Raw genomic sequence first — 20,115 nt, 5'->3', positions numbered from 1 at the left:
TTTAATACCGTACCCGAGAATATCCTTGTCTATCTGGCGCAACCTGCGCAAAATAACGAAAAATGAATGAATTGGAGAATGCAATGGATCTGTCTGACATTCGAAGAGAATATACGCGAGGCGGTCTACGCCGCAATGATTTGCCTGATAGCCCACTACAATTATTTGAACACTGGCTCAAACAGGCCATAGAAACTCAGGTTCCTGACCCTACCGCGATGACTATCGCGACAGTGGATGAAAACGGTCAGCCTTTCCAACGTATTGTGCTTTTAAAAGACTACAGTGACGATGGGTTCGTGTTTTACACCAATCTAGGCAGTCGTAAGGCCTTGCATTTAAAGAACAATAGCCAAATTAGCTTACATTTTCCTTGGCATTTTATTGAGCGCCAAGTGCATATTACCGGCGACGCTGAGCCATTGACTAAAAAAGAGGTGTTTAAATACTTTACCTCTCGTCCCAAGGAAAGCCAGATCGCTGCATGGGCGAGTAAGCAAAGCGAGCGTCTGACGGCACGCTCCGCCCTTGAAGGCAAATTTATGGAGCTAAAACAGCAATTCGCAAAAGGTGAAGTGCCAGTGCCCACATTCTGGGGGGGCTATCGTGTGAAACCGAAAAGCATTGAATTCTGGCAAGGCGGGGAGCATCGGCTGCATGATCGCTTTTTATACCAGCGCAACGATGACGATCAATGGGATGTTGAACGCCTTGCGCCCTAAGCCCTATCTCTTAGCCAATGTAAGCAATGAAAAGTGCTGCTTTGTGTAGCACTTTCCCTCTCCTCTGAACGTTAATCTCGCAATACCACCGACACTTGCTTGGTGAGCAACCGCTCTGGGATCACAGAGCCGAACCCCAACGCCAACGCCCGTTCAATTAAAGCTGCCTTGGACTCAACACTGAACTTTTCCCGCAGGTGTGCAAAGTGGTTTTCAATCGTTTTAACCGACACCCCTAGGGTTTGCGCAATTAATTGGGGCTTTTTGCCATACAGATGCAGAAAAAGTACTTCAGACTCTCGCGCGGTTAAATGAATGTCGGAAGGATGTGACGGTGCGTCGAGCGGATGATCATCTGGATGCGTTACTGCACGGCATATCCAGTGTCCGACTTCCAATATCGCCGTGTCACTCAACTCTTGACCACAAAATACGACGCCACAGATATTCCCCGCTTCATCGTACCAAGGCGTTTTGGTAAAAAGATGGGCGTACCATCGGCCGTTTGCGTAAGGGTGAATATCTAATACTCGTAGACGTTTGCCGGTTTCCATCACTTGTTTATCTTGCGCTTGAAATTGATCGGCACAGGCGATGGTTGGGCAGGGCATGTCGTGATCCGTTTTACCAATACTCTCTTGAGGGTGCTTGAGGCCCACGAGTCGGCAGTATTCACTATTTGCGTAAACAAACACGGAGTTTTTATCTTTGCATCCCCAGCACCCTGGCAGCTGTTCAAGCATTGAGAGAGAGGGAGGCAGCATGGAAACCGGTTGCATCATAAGGCCTACACGATCGAATGTTATTATTATTGGACGCCATTGTCCGTTTGAACATAAAAAAACAGGCAGGCTTATTTGAGCACAAAAAAATGCCGGCATAAAGCCGGCAAAGACAAGAGTCGCCCTTTCGGGCTGTATCCTGTACGACGTGTAGAAGAGGTTGTCTAAATAACCGAACGAGTCATGAGGGTTGTTGACCGCCCTAGTTATCGTTGACTGCACCTAACAGTGTTAGGATTTACGTAAAAGCATTTATCGGGACAAATACTGTTTACGCTTGCCACTATATCCAGAAGCCTAGACGTTGGGTAGGGGGGATTTGACCCATTGACACAAGATAAAGTGACTTTACTTAAAGATTGTGGTTAAGATCAATCTATGCTGCAAAGTGTAAGTAACTGATAAACGCTTTCTTAACCAGTGTATTGTTCTGCTGTTGATTCGGCTGGGTTATGGACAGTCGTGGTACGTCGGCAAGTCGTACCGTGCGGATGATGCTTACCGATAAAGTAAGCAGAAAAAAAGCCGCTTGAGAAAGCGGCTTTAAGGGACTTAGATACTATCGCTTGTCAGACTAGATTTTTCTGATCACGCGGAAACCAAGGTAATTAGCACTCATGTTTTCGCCGACGTCCAAGCGCTCTGATGCGCGAGCACGTTGCGGTGAAAAGTTCCAAGCACCACCACGGGCAATTGGCTCTTCACTGCTTACCCATTCCCAGACATTTCCGGCTGTGTCATAGACACCAAAGGGGTTGGGCGGGAAGCTTTTAACCGGAGAGGTTCGTGTGTTTGACCATACGGTACCGCTCCAGCCTGTGTTGGCGTTGCCGACACCAATTTCGTTGCCCCACCAGAAATCGCTGTTTGTGCCGCCACGGGCCGCCACTTCCCACTGCACATCGTTCGGCAGTGCGTAGTTATGGCCGGTTTGTTGGCTTAGCCATTTGGTATAAGCGTTGGCATCTTTCTTGTTCACACAAACAACGGGTGAATCTGCGGCTTGGTCAAAGCCTGGCTGACGCCAATCTGATTCCAAGCTTTGGCTGATTTCACCACTAACCAGCATATTACAACCATTACCTTGTTCTGCAGCGGTGACATAACCGGTCGCATTCACAAAGGCATCAAATTGCGCCACGGTGACAGGCGTAGAGCCAATCGCGAACGAGTGACGTACCGCAACGCTTTCTCGCGCGTCTGGGCCTACTTTGTATTCACCTGCCCCAATTACCACCATTTGCGGGGCTTCAAGGTTATTGGATACAGGGTCAGTAAACTTTTTTCCCGGGCTAGGTGGACGATTGGGTTGCTCTTCGAGCTTGGCCCATACGACCTGATCTTTACCCAGATAAACCTCGCGGCTATAAGGTATAAATCCGGGCTTGCTGACCGTCAGTTCATGGGTGCCAACAGGAAGCATCAGCTCAACAGGTGTGCTGCCATAAGACACGTCGTTAATTTTAACGCTGTCGTCATAACGGTTAGAGCGAACAGTGACATTGACCCAGCGTTTTGCTTGTTGCTTATGCTTGGCTTGCTGCTGTGCTTGTGTGGTTTCAACACAGTAGCGATCTTCCAAATCTAACAAGCGACAGGCAGCTGTTTTACCCGGACGACTGACCAGTTCCGCTTTAATGCGGGTGGTGTAGTCGGTGCCACCGGTAAACCCTGCATCAACCACTTCACTGTTGGTAACGTGAATGTTGAAAGCAACCTTATCGATGTTTTGCTTCACCGCCGCCGATTCGGTGACAAAGTCGGTGACTTGGCCACGGAATTCGCGAATGGCTTGTTGCATTGTCAAGGTCTTACCTTGATTGGCACAAGCGGCAAGCGTCATATTGGGCGCACAAGTCACACTGTGGACAACCTCAATGGTGTCTTTTTGCGTCAACTCTTTACGCAAGCGCTCAGCACGTGCTTCACGCATAGCCTCGTGCAGGTTTTCCAGCGTGGTGGCTAATAACGCCTGCTGGCGCTCTTGCTGCGCGAGCAACTTTTTCTGCTCGATAATCGCTGATTCGTTCGCAGCTTGTTCTTGTTGATGGTTATTAACCTTTTGCCAAGCTTGTTGGTACGCTTGCTGATAAGGACCGATGTCGGTACTTGGGTCAGCTATCAAGTCTTGAAACTTGGCGTCCAGCTGGGCTTTAGCCTCACTACGCTCGCGTTGAAGCTGACTTAGCTCGTCATCTAACGTGGCGCGTTTAACTAAAAGGTCATCAAGCTTCGCCTGCTGCAGGGCCAGCTCATCGTTTTGAGACTCCAGCACATCTTCTTTTGCGCGAAGTTTCTCAACCAACTCACTGACCGGATCGATGTTATCCGCGGAAGACGCGTTTTCAGCGAACGCCAACTCGGTTAGCAGTAGGGGAGGGAGCGCTAAACATAGCGCCTTTATGTATTTCGTTGTCATAGTTCCCTTGCTTACGCATGTGTCGCAATAATAATACCTATGTCCAAAAAGTAGACTATCACGGAAACCAGTGTTGCCACGCAAACCGTGTTAATTATTTGACGGCAGTCAGCATTCTGCGACGTGATCGGTGCAACTGTGTTCATTGTTTTTAATATCCACGCGAGATTACCTTAAGCGCCGCCGCGCTTCAAATAAGATTGTGTGACGACGCGTGTGACGGAACCATGATCAAGGCTAAGATCTCCATTGATCGCCTCGAAACGATGATCAAGCAGAGAGGTTTCTCATCGCATCGCCTTTAACCGCTTTATAGACAGTAGCTTAGCAGCTGACACTGTCATTGTTTTCTTGTCTTTTTTGTTCTTCTACGCTGATCTATTAATCAAAAATGAGGGATCTTCCGCATTTTTTTAGTCCAAATGACATCGGCCGTAAAAATAGAGGTTCTTGATCATAGTTCCGAAAGATGATGATCGCGTGCTACTGATAATCGTGACAAAATAATGCGACATAGGTTAACGGTGATAGTGACGGTCAATGGCAAAGACGCCGAAAGTGTCTGAAGTGATAGCGTTACCCAGCCAGCAATTGCACCATAGCCATGATTACAAACAAGTGGTGATAGGGCTGCAAGGACAAACGGAATTTGATGTCGGTGGGCGAGGAAGCCTCGTTGGCCCGGGACAGGGGTGCTTGGTAACAGAATCTGAAGAGCACGCCTTTACCGGTGTGGGACGCAATGAAATATTGGTGATTAACTTACCGTATCAAGAATGGGTTGGGCATGCGTCGATGCATGACAATATCGCTCGTCTTTTTGAACGTGATGCGTATTTTCAGCTCGACACTCAGGCTCAGACCTTGATTAAAGCGTTAACGGCAGAAATGATTGCTAATCCAACCGATTTACTGCTCAGTCGGGCGTGTGCCGATACTCTGATGTGTGTGTTGCACCGCCATTTTCGTGACCATATTTCGCCACGTCGAGATGGTCATCGGCTCAACATGGATATCATTGACCGCTATATTCACCAACATATGAGTCGTAAGATTACCGTCGCCCAGCTAGCTGGTAGTGTTTTTCTTGCAGAAAGCCAATTCCATCAGCTGTTTAAAGAACAAGTTGGGATGACTCCCCATCAATATGTGTTGGAAAAGCGGTTCGCGTTGGCGAAGCAACTGATTAAAGAAAGTGATTTGACGATGGCGCAAATCGCTGACAGTTGTGGCTTCTCCAGTCAAAGTGGGTTTACTAATGCGTTTTCACGCTATTTTGGTGTTTCACCCGCAAAGTTTAAGTTGACTCCTTAGCGTTTGTTCACAACGCGATCTCGTGCCTATTTTTATCGTCGTCATGCGTCCTATTTGTTATGGAAGCATGGCGATCGACAGCTTTGTTTGTTAATTACCGGAGGATTTTGCAATAATGCCGGAGCTTTTTGTAAGACCCTGACGATAGACCCCGCATAGAATCGATCGCCAAGTAACAATGACGTAACATTTTCCTGCCCAAGTTGGGAAGGACGTGAGTGAGGATACCACTATGTTTAAAGCCATCGATGCTATGCAGCCATCGTTTATCGAGCGTCCGCTAGCGCAGATTTGGTCTGAAATATCGCCACTTTACTGTGTTGATGAAAGTGAATGGCTAACCCAATTGATCCCTCTTGCTGAGCCGTCAGAGACAGAGCGTGAACAAACACGCCGCCAGGCGACCAAGCTCATTGAACAAGTTCGTGCGGATAAGAAAGCCGTGCAAATGATTGATGCGTTGTTGCTGGAATACAGCCTAGACACGCGCGAGGGTATTTTGCTGATGTGTTTAGCAGAAGCACTGATGCGCATTCCTGACGCGCATACCGCCGATGCACTCATCCGTGACAAACTCAGCGTTGCCGATTGGAAAGCACACTTGCGTCATTCTGACTCGCTATTCGTGAATGCCTCAACGTGGGGGCTGATGCTAACGGGAAAAGTGGTGACTTTGGATGAGAGCACCGAAGGAAAACCTGCATCTGTGATCAATCGTTTAGTGAATAAGCTCTCTGAGCCTGTGATTCGTCAAGCGATGCATCAAGCGATGAAAATCATGGGTCACCAATTTGTGCTGGGCCGAGATATCGACGAGGCGTTAAAAAACGGTGAGACGCCGCGCAGCCAAGGCTTTACCTATTCCTTTGACATGTTGGGAGAAGCGGCCCTAACGGCCGATGATGCGCGCAAGTATCTCAATGATTATTTACAGGCCATTGATGCGGTTGGCGCGGCAAAATCGAGCTACTCAGGACCGTCGCCGTCAGTCTCCATCAAGCTCTCTGCGCTGCATCCACGTTATGAAGTCGCGAATCAAGATCGTGTGATGACAGAAATGTTTGAGACGGTATTGGTTTTGCTTAAACGTGCACGAGAAAAAGATGTCGCCATCACCATCGATGCCGAAGAAGCCGATCGTCTCGAGCTGTCTCTGGCTTTGTTTGAAAAACTCTATCGTGACGATGCCGTCAAAGGGTGGGGCAAGTTTGGTCTCGTCGTGCAAGCTTATTCTAAGCGTGCGTTACCTGTCATCACTTGGCTGGCGGCGCTGGCGAAAGAACAAGGTGATTTGATCCCAATGCGATTGGTGAAAGGTGCGTATTGGGACAGTGAAATCAAACTGTGTCAGCAAACCGGTCATCATGGCTATCCGGTATTTACCCGTAAAGAAGCCACCGATGTGTCCTATTTAGCGTGTGCACGTTTCTTGCTGAGCGATCACGTGCGTGGCCTCATCTATCCTCAGTTTGCCAGTCATAATGCGCATACTATCGCGGCGATTGCGGCAATGGCGACCCATCAGGATTTTGAATTCCAACGCTTACATGGCATGGGTGACGCCTTGTATAACCATGCCAAAGGCCTATTTAATAGTGATGTGCGCATTTATGCACCAGTGGGTAGCCACAAAGACTTGCTGCCCTATCTTGTCCGCCGTCTGTTAGAAAACGGCGCCAACAGCTCTTTCGTTCACCGTCTCGTTGATGCACGTTGCCCTATTGAGGATCTGATTGCCAGCCCTGTCGATATCTTGCGAGGGCATGCGACGTTGCACAATGATCGCATTCCGCTGCCGAGTGAGATTTTCGGACCGACCCGTCAAAACTCACAAGGCGTTGCAACGGACATTGCGTCTGAATGGCAACCATTCACCGATAGTGTCGCGCCCTTTATGGGAGATTACCAATGGCAAGCCGGCCCGATTGTGAATGGCGAACGACCATCAGGTGATAGCCACCCTGTGCATGCTCCTTATGATCGCAACGAAGTGGTCGGGCGTGTGGATTGGGCCACGGCTGATCAGGTTAACCAAGCGCTGGATAATGCGGCGAGAGCTTTCCCTGAATGGCAAAAAACCGATGTGAGCGAGCGTGGTAAGTACTTACTTGACCTTGCTGATAAACTGGAAGCGAATTTGGGCGAGTTGGTGGCTATATGTCACCGAGAAGCAGGGAAGACTATTCACGATAGTATTGATGAAGTGCGCGAGGCTGTTGACTTCTTGCGTTACTACCCGCAGCAAGCGATGGAGCTTCAGGCGGCTCCGTTTAGCTACCAAGGCTTTGATGGTACCCAACAATCGGTGAGCTATCACGGACGCGGTGTCTTCACCTGTATCAGCCCATGGAACTTCCCATTGGCGATTTTCTTGGGGCAAGTGAGTGCCGCTCTGGTTGCTGGGAATACAGTGGTTGCTAAGCCTGCAGAGCAAACTTCGATCATTGCTTACCGCGCTATCGAGTTGTTGCTTGAAACGGGGATCCCTGCGGGCGTTATTCAACTCTTGCCGGGTAGTGGGCCTGTGGTTGGCGCTCCCTTGACGCAAGATACGCGTATTGCGGGTGTGGCCTTTACGGGCTCGACGCCAACGGCGCAGCGTATTACGCGTACCTTGGCAGAGCGAGATGCCGACCCTGTGCCTGTGGTGGCAGAAACCGGCGGTCAAAATGCCATGATCGTCGACAGCACCGCCTTACCCGAGCAAGTGGTACGTGACGTATTGCGCTCAGCATTTGCGTCGGCAGGCCAGCGTTGTTCAGCGCTTCGCGTGCTTTATATCCAAGAAGATATCGCCGATCGTGTAATTACCTTGATCAAAGGCGCAATGGCTGAACTGTCTGTTGGCCGCCCAGAATTGCTGTCGACGGATGTTGGTCCAGTCATAGATCAGACCGCGAAGGACAAGTTGTTCGCGCATATCGAACAAATGAAACGCAGTGGCAAGTTAGTCACGCAAGTTGCGCTCTCTCCTGAGTGTGACCAAGGAACCTTTGTGCCGCCAACGGCCTTTGAGATCCGGAGCATCGATCAGCTCAGTGAAGAGCACTTTGGTCCCATCCTTCACATTGTGCGCTATCGCGCTGAAGAGTTGGACAAGGTGATTGATGACATTAACCGTACTGGCTTTGGCCTGACGATGGGCGTACATAGCCGTAATGAAACCACCTGTGCGCACATTGAACATCGTGCACGCGTTGGTAACTGTTACGTCAACCGTGACCAAGTTGGTGCTGTGGTTGGCGTTCAGCCATTCGGCGGTCGTGGTTTATCGGGCACTGGTCCGAAAGCGGGTGGCCCGCATTACTTGTATCGCTTTACTCAAGCGACGGTGAATGCCCAATAAGTCGGTTGAAAGGATCAGGAGAGAAAAATGAACCAATTAAATAGCATCATTGAGCAATGTGAAGCGGTATGGGAAGACTGGAACGATCAAGGTGTCGCAGGCCGTATCGCGCTATTGCAGCGTTGGTCTGACACAGTGTCAGCACGAGGTGAAGCCTTTGCAGACGCAGCAAAAATGATTCGATTTCAGTGTGATAATGCCGAGCGTTTGCTCGATAAAGTACACGAGTTACCTGGCCCAACCGGGGAAACCAACGAGCTGTATACCGTTGGTCGCGGGACGTTTGCTATCACAGGTGATGCGTCGTTGACGCATGTCGCACTGTGTGGGCAGTTAGCGGCTGCGTTGGTGGCAGGTAATTGTGTGGTGGTGAGTGTAGAGGGCACTCACACCGATATGGCGGATGCCGTGTTGGCCGATTTGGTTAAAGCAGGGTGTCCGGACAGGGTTGCCATTCGTGTTGACCTTGATACCAACGCGCCGCTCTTGGCGCATCCCAATATTGTGGGTTTAGCGACGACAGGCACGCTTACACACGTACGTGATGTCAATCGTCAGCTTGCACAACGACAGGGTGTGATTGCAGCACTGGTCGCAGAGTCCGATACCCAGCTGTATCCGGTTATCGGCGCGCCTGACTATGTGCTGCGTTTTGTGACCGAGCGCACCCGCACAATTAATATCACTGCTGTAGGTGGTAATGCCACGCTTCTGGAACTCGGCAGTGGTGAACATTAACTTTCCAGAGATGGCCCCGGAAGGGGCCACGTAATTGAGGGACAGATATGATAGACAATAGCTATGCCATCAGTGCCACGTTTCTTGCATATCTCATACTGATGCTTGTCATTGGTATATATGCGTATAAACGTACCTCCGACTCCGAGGATTATTTTCTCGGTGGCCGCTCATTAGGTCCTTGGCCTGCGGCACTGTCGGCCGGTGCGTCAGATATGAGTGGTTGGTTGCTGCTTGGCCTTCCTGGCTATGCCTATGCGGCTGGAATGGAATCACTTTGGTTAGCAGGCGGTTTGCTGTTAGGGACCTACCTCAACTGGCTGATTTGTGCCAAGCGCCTGCGTACGTACAGTATTGAAGTCGACAATGCATTGACATTGCCTGAGTTCTTCTCGCGTCGCTTTGAAGACAAGTCAAAGCTTCTGCAAACGATCTCGGCCTTCTTTATTTTGCTTTTCTTCCTTTTCTACACCAGTTCAGGCTTGGTGGCGGGTGGTAAACTCTTTACTACCGTCTTTGGTTTTGATTACACCACCGCGGTTGTGATCGGCACGATTTGTGTTGTGTCCTATACCTTGTTTGGTGGTTTCTTAGCCGTCTCTTGGACCGACTTGGTTCAAGGGCTATTAATGGCGGTAGCCCTACTGATTGTGCCCTTTGTTATTATGGATGGCAGTGTCTTCAAACTGGGCAATGATGTGGCCGCGATCAATCCTGAGCTGATGACACTCTGGCGCGATGTTAACGGTGAGCCGCTGACGTGGATTAGCATCATCTCATTAGCTGCTTGGGGCTTGGGTTACTTTGGTCAGCCTCATATCTTGGCCCGTTTCCAAGCGACGCGTTCAAACAAAGACATCACCACAGCGCGTCGTATTGCGGTGGGTTGGTCTGCGTTGTCGATGTTTGGTGCGGTGTTGATCGGTTTGGTTGGGATTTTGTACGTACAAAATGACATGACCGGTGATTTGAAAGACGGCGAGAAAATTTTCATGCTGTTGGTGAATGCTGCTTTCCATCCCGTCATTGCAGGTATTCTGTTAGCTGCTATTTTGGCCGCGATTATGAGTACCGCCGATTCACAGCTACTGGTTTCTTCATCGGCATTGGCAGAGGATTTCTATAAGCAAGTATTCCGTCCTGACGCGTCCACACAAGAAGTGGTGATGGTCGGTCGTGGTGCTGTGATCTTGCTTTCTGCGATTGCGCTGGGGCTTGCGATGGATCCAGACAGTTCGGTACTCGGCTTGGTCTCTTATGCGTGGGCAGGCTTTGGTGCCGCCTTCGGTCCGGCCTTGCTCCTGAGCCTTTTCTGGCGTGGAATGAACCGTAATGGTGCACTCGCTGCCATCTTGATTGGTGGGATCACCGTGGTCGTTTGGAAGCAGATGTCGGGTGGCATTTATGATTTGTATGAAATCGTCCCTGGCTTCTTCTTGGCCGGTCTGGGTGCGATCATCGTCAGCAAACTGACCGGTGGTCCAAGCGAGTCAGTCTCTAAGCAATTTGAAGGATACGAGAAAAGCTTAGATACCATGCCTTAATCGTGATGGCATGAGACTGCAATGAACCATGAAAAAGGGAGCGTCAAACGCTCCCTTTTTAGATCTCATCGCTCTACCAAGCAATTGCTTCACTTTTGCTTTGGCGGACACAATTGCGGCCATCGCGTTTCGCTTTGTACAGCGCCTGATCGGCACGTTTAAGGCCATCGACATAGTCACTGGCTTGCTGATTACCCGCCATGCCAATGCTGACCGTAATCGAGAGCGTGGTATCAATATCAGACAGGTCTAGCGCTGCGATTTGGCGGCGCAGGTGGTCAAAATAGCTGAATCCGTCGGCAACGCTGCCAGCAAACAGCAGAGTAAACTCCTCGCCTCCCCAGCGTGCCACATGGCGTAAGTGTTTTTGTTCTTGATTTAAAAACGCACCAACACGTTGAATAATGAGATCGCCCACTAAGTGGGAGTAATGATCATTAATCCGTTTGAAGTGGTCAATATCCAGAATCGCGACCTGCAATGGCTCGCCCGATTCACGTGCTTGGTCAAAGGCACGGTGCCAATATTCATCAAACGCACGACGATTTGCGAGCCCGGTGAGAGGGTCTTCTTTGGATAACCGTTCAAAGTCATCGGCTTGCGCTTGCAGCGCCTGCGTTTTCTCTTTGACCAGGGCTTTCAGCTGCAATTGCTTTTGTTGTAAGCGTTGAATACGCCATAAAAAGATGCCGTACGCCGCACTGACAAAAAGGAAAAAGCCAAGTGCGCGTATGTCCGAACGTTGCCACAGCGAAGGCTCTAAAGTGAACTGGTAGCGCAATACATCGTCACTCCATTCCCCATAAGGGTAGCGAGCACTCACTTTAAAGGTATAAACCCCCGGCGACAGGTTAGTGTATTCCGCATCATGACTCTCGTGCCGGTAGGCCCAATCAAGCTCAAACCCCTCCAACTGGGTGCGGTATTGGATTTGTTCTGGCATCGAATAGCCGAGCGCAGCGTAAGAAAAGAGAACGCGATTGGTACCCGCTGGCGCGATGTCATTGGCTTCGGGGTTAATATCCTTGCCATCAAATTGGACTTGTTGCATCACGATAGGCAGTGGGCGACTGAGCAAGCGCGCAATCCGCTCCGGACTTACACTGGCCACGCCTTTGGCGGTTGCAAACAGTAAGGAGCCGTCTGGTGTTATCGTCGCTGCGGGTGACGAGCCGCCATTGGCTTGGTTATTTGCCATGCCATCGCTTTGATCATAATGCTCAAAGTCGATGCGTTGGCGCGTACCGTCGGCCACTTGATGCGCTTGTTGATAGTTAATGCGCCAAATACCACGGTTACTCGACAACCAAAAATTATCGCTATCATCTTTGATGATTTGGAAAAATTTATCGATCGGTAGTCCCTGCGGGCGACCAACAAGCGCAAGGCTTCCATCGGTTTGCGAGTAACGAATCACGCCCCGGTCGGTTGCCATCCAAACAAATCCCGGCTCAATATAAAAGCCGAAGACATACTGAGCTTGCTCTTGTTGTGAGAGATCAAGTGTGTGTAATCGACCCGCTTCAATATAGCTGACCCCGCGTCCGGTTCCTACCCAGACTTTACCTTGTTGGTCGCTCGCCAATGCCATGACATAACTGCCGGGCATATCGCTATTTTGGTTATCATAAAGCTGGGCTAGATTCCCTTGGTTGAGTTTCGCTAATCCGCGAGGTGTGCCAACCCATAAGGTGTTATCAGGCATCTCTAAAATCGCTCGGACTTCATCATCTGGCAAGTGACCATTGATGCCGCGCGGCGTATGCAGCGTGCCGTTTTGCCAAATCCGGAGTCCATGCTGATAGGTTCCCACCCAGAGTCCACCTTGACGGCGGTGGGCAAGACTGAGCACCGACACATTATCCGTTAGTATTCGAGCACTACCACGCTGTGTATCTATCTGGCTAAGCCCCTCACTCGCGCCTACCCAAACGTGATGGTCTTGGCCTGCTAAGACGGTACGAACGTAATTTCCTGCTAACCCTTGGTCTGCGGTCAGGGTGACAAAGGGGGCATAGCGTAAACGCATGACCCCGCCGTTGGTGCCAATCCAAATACTGCCTTCGCTGTCTTCAAACCAAGATAAAATACGGTTGTTAGGCAGCCCTCGATGATAGTCGAGAAAATCGAGTTCGCCATCGCTCAGGTGGGCGACGCCACGGCTCAGCGTACCAAACCAATAAGCCCCCTGACTGTCTTGCTCTACCAGAGTGACGGCTTGGTTAAGCAAGGCGCCATCGAGTGGTGTCCACCGCTGTTGTTGATATCGCCAAGCGCCATGCTCAGAGCCGACGAGGAGAGCACCATCGTTAGCGGTGGAAACGTAGAACACTTTTTCGAACAGGTTATGATGAGAGATGGGTGTGGCACCCTGCTGTGCCGATAAGAGATAAACCCCTTTCTCTGTGGCGGCATAGATATGCTTGTTGGGCGCTAACGCGAGACGATAACTACTGATTGTCTCGATAAATTGAGTAGGCTGGGGAGTGGGCATTTGCAGCTGTTCAGCCGTGTAATGGACAACCCCCATGCCTTCGATAGCGAGCCAGAGACCGCCGTCAGCGTCACGTAGAATATCGTTCACCAAACTAGGTGCGGTCGGTAAAGCGTGCCATGAAAACCCTTGTCGCATCACGACACTGCCGCGCGCGCCACCCGCGTAGAGTTCATTTTTAGGGCCAACCGCCAACGCGCGTGTGCCGGAATCTTGCATCTGGGTTTTGGGGCCGCGATCGAAAAGAACAAACTCCAGCCCGTTGTAACGGGCAATGCCTTCCCACGTTGCGAACCACAGGTAACCATCTGTGGTTTGTTCAATCGCGTTAATGCTATTGTGAGGCAGGCCACTTGCAGAGGTCCACGTTTCGATAAAATAATCGGATAGCTGGTTATCATCGGCATGACTTTGGGTCATAAAGCCGAGAGAAAGTAATAGCCAACTACACACTAAAAGTGTGAGCGTGTGGCATGGTCTAATCCTTGATAAAGCCTGCTTAATCCGTTGGCACATCTTTTGTTCTTGTTTGCAATTCCAAGTAGACTGGCGATTCTATCTTAACCTATGTCTAGTTCTGGCACCTTGAGGTCAGGTTTTAATAGGCAAGTTGAGAAAGATCACATTAGAAACGCAAACCTTGGCTAGGCGTATTAATTCAATGATGCAGTTTATGGCGATCCGCCAGCAACTCTTAGAGCAAATCAACAGTGGTCAACTCGACCCCGGGCAAAAGCTGCCTTCAGAGCGGCAGTTAGCGGAAGCTTTCCACACGACGCGTGTCACTTTGCGTGAAGCACTCGCGGTTTTAGAAGCAGAAGGGCGTATCTATCGGCTTGATCGCCGAGGTTGGTTTATTGCGCCGAACCCTTGGCGGTATAACCCCAGTGACCTGATGGACTGGACGACTGATTTCGCCGCACAAGGCGGACAGTTTGCGATTCAAAAAGAAACAACGACGCTAGCCAGTGCAGAAATGAGCCAACAGATGCACTTGCCACCCTTTAGTGCGATTTATCAAGCAGAAGGCATTGTCTCATCGGTGGGCGTACCTGTGGGGTATGTTCGCACTTACTTACAACCTGATTACTACCCACAATATCAGCAGCAGACGATGAGCGAGAAATTGTCTGCCAATGTAACCATTCATCAATGTCACTGGACCAGCCGTTGGGAAGCCTTAGAAGGGGCGCCGATGGCGGCACTCAATGTGGCGGTTGGTACACCCGCATTGAAATTGGAGCGGCATTGGTTGATTGAGCGAGCAGGTCAATTACAGGCCATTCGCGTCGACGAAGAATGGTGGCGCCAACATGCAATTGCGCTAAGTAGCCATTCAAGGTGAGATCGCTACATACGCCTTTGAAAACAATTGCTTTAGCCCCTCAGCTGAGTATTCGCGGTGCACCAATGGGTGGGTCGTGGTGAGCGCGTTTGGGTTGGCATTAAAATGTATGGTGCGCATGTTGGCATTAATACCCGCTTGAATGCCCCGATTGGTATCATCAATAAAGATGCACTGTTGGGATGGGCATGCCATATTCATGGCAGCATAATGAAGCAAGTCTGGCGCAGGTTTCCAGCTGTTGGTATCAAAGGCGCTAAAGAGTCGGTTTTCAAAATAAGGCATTAAGCCGGTCAGGGTTAGCGCGTGCGCCATCTTTTCGGTCGGCCCATTGGAGGCAACACACATCTCAATGCCTTGGGAAGCCAGTGTTTTTAGCACTTCTTCAATACCTGCAGTGGGTTGTAAAGATTGTTCAAACAGCTGGTGGCATAAGGTACGGAATCTTGGTTCTAATTGGTCGATAGGAAGTTGCACGGCATAGCGCTCACAGGTTTGGCGCAACACGTCGGTGAGTTTGCCACCCTCAAAATGATCCAATGATTCTTGCAAGTCAATTGCCACGCCGAAAGACGCAAATGTAGCAACTAAGGCTTGGTGAGAAAGTTTCTCTGAATCAACCAAGGTGCCATCGCAGTCAAAGATAACGCAGGCAATTGGTTCATCTAAACTAAAGTGCTCCATAGTGGCTCCCTTGTGTGCCTCGCTTTATCGTTAGCGCTGAGTTGAAAATCAACAAGTCAGCGACCTTTGAAATGCTAACTGTGTCTTGCAATCTGTATTAATTCGTTATCAAAATTGGTCAGGGATCGACTTTTAAACGACATGGCATCACAAGGGTATGGATTATCAACACCAATGGATAAACGGGAATGTGATTGCACTCCCAGTCGGACAGGTTTATTGTGTCGGGCGAAATTACGCGGCGCATGCGGCGGAACTCAATAACCCGCTTCCAGAACAACCGGTGATTTTTATCAAGCCGCCAAGCGCGATCCAACCGCTCGGTCACGCTCTGACGTTGGCAGAGAAGTTTGCGCCGGTGCATTTTGAAACCGAGCTGGCAGTTCTGATCACCCAGCCGTTGTATGAGGCAACACCGTCGGAGGTACAATCTGGTCTGGGGGCCATGGCGTTGGGACTGGATTTAACGCGACGTGACCAACAAAGTTACCTAAAAGCACAGGGGCTGCCGTGGGAGAGGGCGAAGGCGTTTGCGGGTAGCGCTCTGTTAACACCCTTTATGGCAACCCCAAAGAATTGGGACGATGTTTTCTTTTCACTGGCGATCAATGGCGAACTCCGACAGCAAGGCCATACGGCACACATGCTGACATCGGTCGTGTCGCTTATTGCTCATATGAGTGACACCTTTCCGCTACGTCCTGGGGATGTGGTGTTTACCGGCACCCCGGAAGGGGTCGGTCCCCTTGCTAATGGGGACAAGTTAACCTTACGTCTAGGGAAGTGCAATTTGGGTGAAACGCGCGTCGTTTATGCGTCTTCGTCAGTGGATAACCACGGAAACAACGCGGCTCGCTGAGAGGCAGTGAGTGCAGAGACACAGGCGATATTGCGTGTCGGAATCGCCTCGGGATCCTGACCGTAATGTGCAAGTGCTCGCGACATACTGTCTTCACGAATCAAATGAAAGCAGGGATAAGGCGCACGATTGGTGAGGTTCTCTGCATCATCAGGTTCACAGCCAGCAAAGCAATATTGCGGATGAAAGCTGGCGAGTTGGAAAGTCCCTCGCCAACCAAAATGATCGATAAGGTTCTCGGCCATCGATAGCACATCGAGATAATGTTCAAAATCATGGAGTGCGTTCGGGACGACGAGAACGGTCGTGTCTGTGATCGCCAGATCCGTCTGCGCCAAGTCGGTGAGTGCTTGGTATACGGCTTCGAGAATATCAGCATCGTCACACGCGGTGCAGATATCTATTTTGATTTGTTGATTTCGGCGTGGTTTGGCTGCAAAGGGACACAGGTTTAACCCGATAACCACTTCATCTAACCACGCCTCGATACGAGATTCTACCGTTTTCATCGCGAGCATCTTTAGTCTATTGGCCCGCTATGGTAGCCGCTTATTCGGTGAATTGTTAGCCTTTTTGCGGCGTTAGCTGATACGCCTTGGTACCCCATAGCGGGACGGTCGACAAGCTATGCTTAAAGCTGCCTGAGGTTTCTTTGGTGGAATAGGACAGGTACATCAAAGTTTGGTTTTTGGCATCGTAAATACGACGGATCTTCATAGACTTAAAGAAGATACTTTTTGATTTACGGAACACTACTTCACCGGAGTCGCTTTTATCAATTTGTGCGATCATCTCGGGCGTAATCTCACCGGTTTGTCGACAAGAGATTGCACTGTCGCTGGGATCGGCAAAGCTGAGGTCGGCTTCTACCGAGGCGACATGGCAGGTAACGCCTGTGACGATAGGATCAACCAAGTGATTGAGTTTGATGTCTTTCATGGTGAACATGCCTAAACTCACATCGCCTACCTCACTGTTATCACAGCCGGATAGCATCACGCTTAATGCAATGAGACAAAGTGCTTTTTTCATAACTGTCTTATGTTTTGCCCGAATAAATGTTGGCAAGCAGTCTAACACAGTCTGATTTCTGTGTGTTTTTACGCCAAATGAATAAGGTGGGAAATGATGACTTACTCTCGAAACTGTGCGTCACCATCTTTACTGGACAGCGATTTGGGCTCAAAGGTGAGCAGCACATCAGCCGCGTCACAGTAGCTACCGGTTTCCGCAAACGCCTCTCGTGCCGCCGCAATTTTTCGCTCCGCAATACGGCGCACTTTTTTGTCGTTGTCCTGATCGCTAAATGTCATCTGCTGATTGAACATCTCGCGACTAAAGGTGGTTTTACATATAGACTCGTTTTTTTCGGTCACCACTTGGCCCGTGTTAGCTGGGGTGTCGGACTCGGGTTGAGCATACACACAAAATGATAACAACGCCAACAAGGCGAAAAACGACTTAGTCATATATGAGTTCCTTAACCTATTCACACTAATAATAGCATTAAGCGGCGGTGTCGACTATCGCCGACATGGTCGTCTAGCTAGCTCATCAGTTTGGTGTTTAAGCAAACATAAAAAAAGCGACCCGTTGGCCGCTTACATTTTGTGTTGCTTATTCCGCTTAGGTTTATTGCGGTTACAGCGAAAGGTCGTTCTCAGATACAGAGTGAGAGAGTTGCGTCTCGCCGATCGTTTGGGCGCGACGTGCTTCAAACCAATAGCCGAGTGCCGCGAGCCAAATCATGGCATACGCCATCAGCTCAGTGCTTTCTTCTGCAATGCTTTTCACATCACGCACGTAATTGGCGCCCATCGCTTGCTCCCAAAGCACGCCCATGCCAAACAAACGCGAGTAAACGAGTAACAGCGCTAAGGCGACCATCAGTACGGGAGCGAATTTAGATGTGACGATCCTTGCCAGACTTTCAGCCGTTTCACGCCAGTTTTTGGCTGCTGGCCAGAGAGCGAGTGCCGTGACGGTGAGCGCCGGGATTTTCCAAAAACCGTGGAAAACCACATCTAATGTTGCATCAAGCTCACGGATCATTAGGACTAAGAAAAAGGCACTCATTAGCGACGCAGCCGAGCTGTACGCGCGATTCACATACGCGACACGTCGAAAAGTAAATACGGACGCGGCCAATAAAATAAGCTGGGAAAGCTCAATCAATGACGCCTCAGAGGCAACGTTATGGGCGGCGACGCTGTAATGAATAATGCCAGCGATAGCCGCAAAATAAAGCGCAATAGCTAGGAATTGCCCGGCACCATGAAACACGGTCCGAACGGGGGAGGAAACCTGTGCCAATTTCATATCAACCTCAGATGCTCGAATACAAATAGTCCGTCCGATGGGAAACGCTAGCGGCACAACTGTGACGTTAGTCTCACTAATCTGTCCGTCGCGACGGATATTACGGAGGGATTCATAAAATCGCAATAATTATGTGAACAAAGTCACCTTTTGTTCAGGGTTGAGACAGGTAATGGACACTATTTACAGTGTAAACAGTGTTATGTTGCCAAGGCTCACTCGCGAGCAAAGAGTAAGGAGGACATTAAATAATTGTTTTACATCAGCATTATCAGGAATAACGATCGCTTTGTTTCTAGTGTTTTTATACACTGGCGTTAAATTCGTTGGACAAGGATAAAGCTGATGAAAACGCTCAAAGCGAGTTGCCTGTGCGGAAAAATACACCTCTCATTCCCAGATGAATTTCTTTATATGGGGAATTGCCATTGCTCTGAGTGCCGCAAATTTACTGGCGCTGATTACTCATCCGTGGGTGGCATTGAAAAGAGTAAAGTGATGATTGTGTCGGGCGCGTCAGATATCCGCTATTACCCCAAAAGTGACGAAACCGAACTTGCCTTTTGCGCGCACTGTGGGGCGAGTTTGTTTTCACATAAAGTGAAGAAAGGGCTGCTCAATATTCGGCTTGGCATCCTCGATACGCCACCGCGCCATGCACCGGATTTTCACATTCATACTGCGTCCAAAGCGCCTTGGCACTCGCCCAATGAAGCGTTGAAACAATTTGAACATGGACCTGACTGATGGGAGAGACTATGCAACTGTTAGTGCGTCCACTGACGACCCACGATCGAGAGGCGTTGCTCGCGTTTGAGCAGGTTAATCGAACCTATTTTGAAACCTTCGTTGATAGTCGCGGAGACGCTTTTTATAGCCTCGATGGCGTTGCTGAGCATATTGAGTCACTGCTTATGCTTCACGCGCAAAACGAATACATTCCCATGCTGATTACTGATGCGAGCCAAGCCATTATTGGTCGCGTTAATATTAGCCAAATTGATGCGGTATCAGGGACAGGGTCGTTAGGCTATCGCATTGCTGAGGAGCAAACGGGTAAAGGCGTGGCCTCTCGCGGCGTAAAATATGCGTTAGATGTTGCACGTGAGTATGGGCTAAATACACTGCATGCGCTGGCTGCGACCACCAATATTGCTTCTCAAACCGTACTAATGCGCAATGGTTTTGTTGAGTGTGGCACGGTATCGAATATCGCCCGTGTCGCGGGACAAAGTATGGATGGTATTTGTTACCAAAAAGCGCTGAGGTAGCGTTAGATTCGACCGTGCGGATGATATGACGGTAAATATCACAATATGACTACAACTGGATACATTCGCACATCGAACTCATCTTACCAGTAACAAGCTGATAACACGCATTGGGAGGGGCTAGTTTTGCAATAATGTATAGGCCATTAATTTTAAAACAGAAATTTTACTAGCTGCCGTCCATGTACTTATATGCCTTTTCGACACACTCATACTTTCCACGTCTCTTTTGATTAATTAATGAACTAACTTAACCCTCACATTAGTACTGATATTTG

17 protein-coding genes are annotated in these 20,115 nt (G+C 49.6%); 9 read left to right on the top strand and 8 right to left on the bottom strand.

The window, feature by feature from the left end; genetic code table 11:
• Positions 1–83 precede the first annotated feature (83 nt).
• Positions 84–722 (top strand): pyridoxamine 5'-phosphate oxidase, encoded by a 639-nt coding sequence (pdxH, locus tag BZG84_RS13585; RefSeq protein WP_077479657.1) that lies wholly within the window; start codon positions 84–86, stop codon positions 720–722.
• Between the two features lie 71 nt (positions 723–793).
• Here the strand turns inward: pdxH and BZG84_RS13580 are convergent, their stop codons facing one another.
• Positions 794–1,504, bottom strand: coding sequence for a helix-turn-helix transcriptional regulator (locus tag BZG84_RS13580; protein WP_077479656.1), 711 nt, complete (start codon positions 1,502–1,504; stop codon positions 794–796).
• Positions 1,505–2,078: 574 nt separating this feature from the next.
• Complete coding sequence (locus BZG84_RS13575; protein WP_077479655.1) at positions 2,079–3,923, bottom strand: SUMF1/EgtB/PvdO family nonheme iron enzyme; 1,845 nt, start codon at positions 3,921–3,923, stop codon at positions 2,079–2,081.
• A gap of 540 nt (positions 3,924–4,463) precedes the next feature.
• Here BZG84_RS13575 and BZG84_RS13570 point away from each other — a divergent pair.
• The 4 genes from BZG84_RS13570 to putP all read left to right on the top strand — a co-directional run bounded on the left by BZG84_RS13570 (position 4,464) and on the right by putP (position 10,865).
• Positions 4,464–5,237, top strand: coding sequence for a helix-turn-helix transcriptional regulator (locus BZG84_RS13570; RefSeq protein ID WP_069586778.1), 774 nt, complete (start codon positions 4,464–4,466; stop codon positions 5,235–5,237).
• A 232-nt stretch (positions 5,238–5,469) separates the two neighbouring features.
• Complete coding sequence (gene putA, locus BZG84_RS13565; RefSeq protein ID WP_077479654.1) at positions 5,470–8,583, top strand: bifunctional proline dehydrogenase/L-glutamate gamma-semialdehyde dehydrogenase PutA; 3,114 nt, start codon at positions 5,470–5,472, stop codon at positions 8,581–8,583.
• Between the two features lie 27 nt (positions 8,584–8,610).
• Positions 8,611–9,321, top strand: a complete 711-nt coding sequence (locus tag BZG84_RS13560; RefSeq protein ID WP_077479653.1) for an aldehyde dehydrogenase family protein — start codon at positions 8,611–8,613, stop codon at positions 9,319–9,321.
• A gap of 47 nt (positions 9,322–9,368) precedes the next feature.
• Positions 9,369–10,865, top strand: coding sequence for a sodium/proline symporter PutP (putP, locus tag BZG84_RS13555; RefSeq protein WP_077678325.1), 1,497 nt, complete (start codon positions 9,369–9,371; stop codon positions 10,863–10,865).
• Between the two features lie 73 nt (positions 10,866–10,938).
• Here the strand turns inward: putP and BZG84_RS13550 are convergent, their stop codons facing one another.
• Positions 10,939–13,779, bottom strand: coding sequence for a ligand-binding sensor domain-containing protein (locus BZG84_RS13550; RefSeq protein WP_077678330.1), 2,841 nt, complete (start codon positions 13,777–13,779; stop codon positions 10,939–10,941).
• A 241-nt stretch (positions 13,780–14,020) separates the two neighbouring features.
• Between BZG84_RS13550 and BZG84_RS13545 the strand changes: the two genes are divergently transcribed.
• Positions 14,021–14,704, top strand: coding sequence for a GntR family transcriptional regulator (locus BZG84_RS13545; protein ID WP_077479651.1), 684 nt, complete (start codon positions 14,021–14,023; stop codon positions 14,702–14,704).
• On the opposite strand, the gene BZG84_RS13540 is transcribed toward BZG84_RS13545, so the two are convergent.
• On the bottom strand, positions 14,696–15,388 hold the full coding sequence (locus BZG84_RS13540) for an HAD-IA family hydrolase (RefSeq protein ID WP_077479650.1): 693 nt from the start codon (positions 15,386–15,388) through the stop codon (positions 14,696–14,698). The two genes, BZG84_RS13545 and BZG84_RS13540, sit on opposite strands and share 9 nt — an antisense overlap.
• Positions 15,389–15,545: 157 nt before the next feature.
• On the opposite strand from BZG84_RS13540, the gene BZG84_RS13535 reads away from it, so the two are divergent.
• On the top strand, positions 15,546–16,247 hold the full coding sequence (locus BZG84_RS13535) for a fumarylacetoacetate hydrolase family protein (protein WP_077479649.1): 702 nt from the start codon (positions 15,546–15,548) through the stop codon (positions 16,245–16,247).
• On the opposite strand, the gene BZG84_RS13530 is transcribed toward BZG84_RS13535, so the two are convergent.
• The 4 genes from BZG84_RS13530 to BZG84_RS13515 form a co-directional block, all read right to left on the bottom strand.
• On the bottom strand, positions 16,199–16,765 hold the full coding sequence (locus BZG84_RS13530) for a DUF1415 domain-containing protein (protein WP_241825801.1): 567 nt from the start codon (positions 16,763–16,765) through the stop codon (positions 16,199–16,201). The genes BZG84_RS13535 and BZG84_RS13530 overlap by 49 nt on opposite strands.
• 46 nt (positions 16,766–16,811) lie before the next feature.
• The gene (locus tag BZG84_RS13525) at positions 16,812–17,279 is read right to left on the bottom strand and encodes a CreA family protein (protein WP_077479647.1); all 468 of its coding nucleotides are present in this window, start codon (positions 17,277–17,279) and stop codon (positions 16,812–16,814) included.
• Positions 17,280–17,380: 101 nt separating this feature from the next.
• Positions 17,381–17,716, bottom strand: coding sequence for a hypothetical protein (locus tag BZG84_RS13520; protein ID WP_077479646.1), 336 nt, complete (start codon positions 17,714–17,716; stop codon positions 17,381–17,383).
• Positions 17,717–17,888: 172 nt separating this feature from the next.
• The gene (locus tag BZG84_RS13515) at positions 17,889–18,566 is read right to left on the bottom strand and encodes a hypothetical protein (RefSeq protein ID WP_077479645.1); all 678 of its coding nucleotides are present in this window, start codon (positions 18,564–18,566) and stop codon (positions 17,889–17,891) included.
• 345 nt (positions 18,567–18,911) lie between these two features.
• On the opposite strand from BZG84_RS13515, the gene BZG84_RS13510 reads away from it, so the two are divergent.
• Positions 18,912–19,313, top strand: coding sequence for a GFA family protein (locus BZG84_RS13510; protein ID WP_077479644.1), 402 nt, complete (start codon positions 18,912–18,914; stop codon positions 19,311–19,313).
• Positions 19,314–19,324: 11 nt separating this feature from the next.
• Positions 19,325–19,837: a GNAT family N-acetyltransferase gene (locus BZG84_RS13505; protein ID WP_158011502.1), complete on the top strand. Its 513-nt coding sequence runs from the start codon at positions 19,325–19,327 to the stop codon at positions 19,835–19,837.
• Positions 19,838–20,115: the final 278 nt, after the last annotated feature.

It is taken from the genome of Salinivibrio sp. PR932 (assembly GCF_001996125.1).
Lineage (GTDB): Bacteria > Pseudomonadota > Gammaproteobacteria > Enterobacterales > Vibrionaceae > Salinivibrio > Salinivibrio proteolyticus.
Note: the sequence above shows the minus strand (reverse complement) of the source record. Positions and strands in the feature narration are given on the sequence as shown.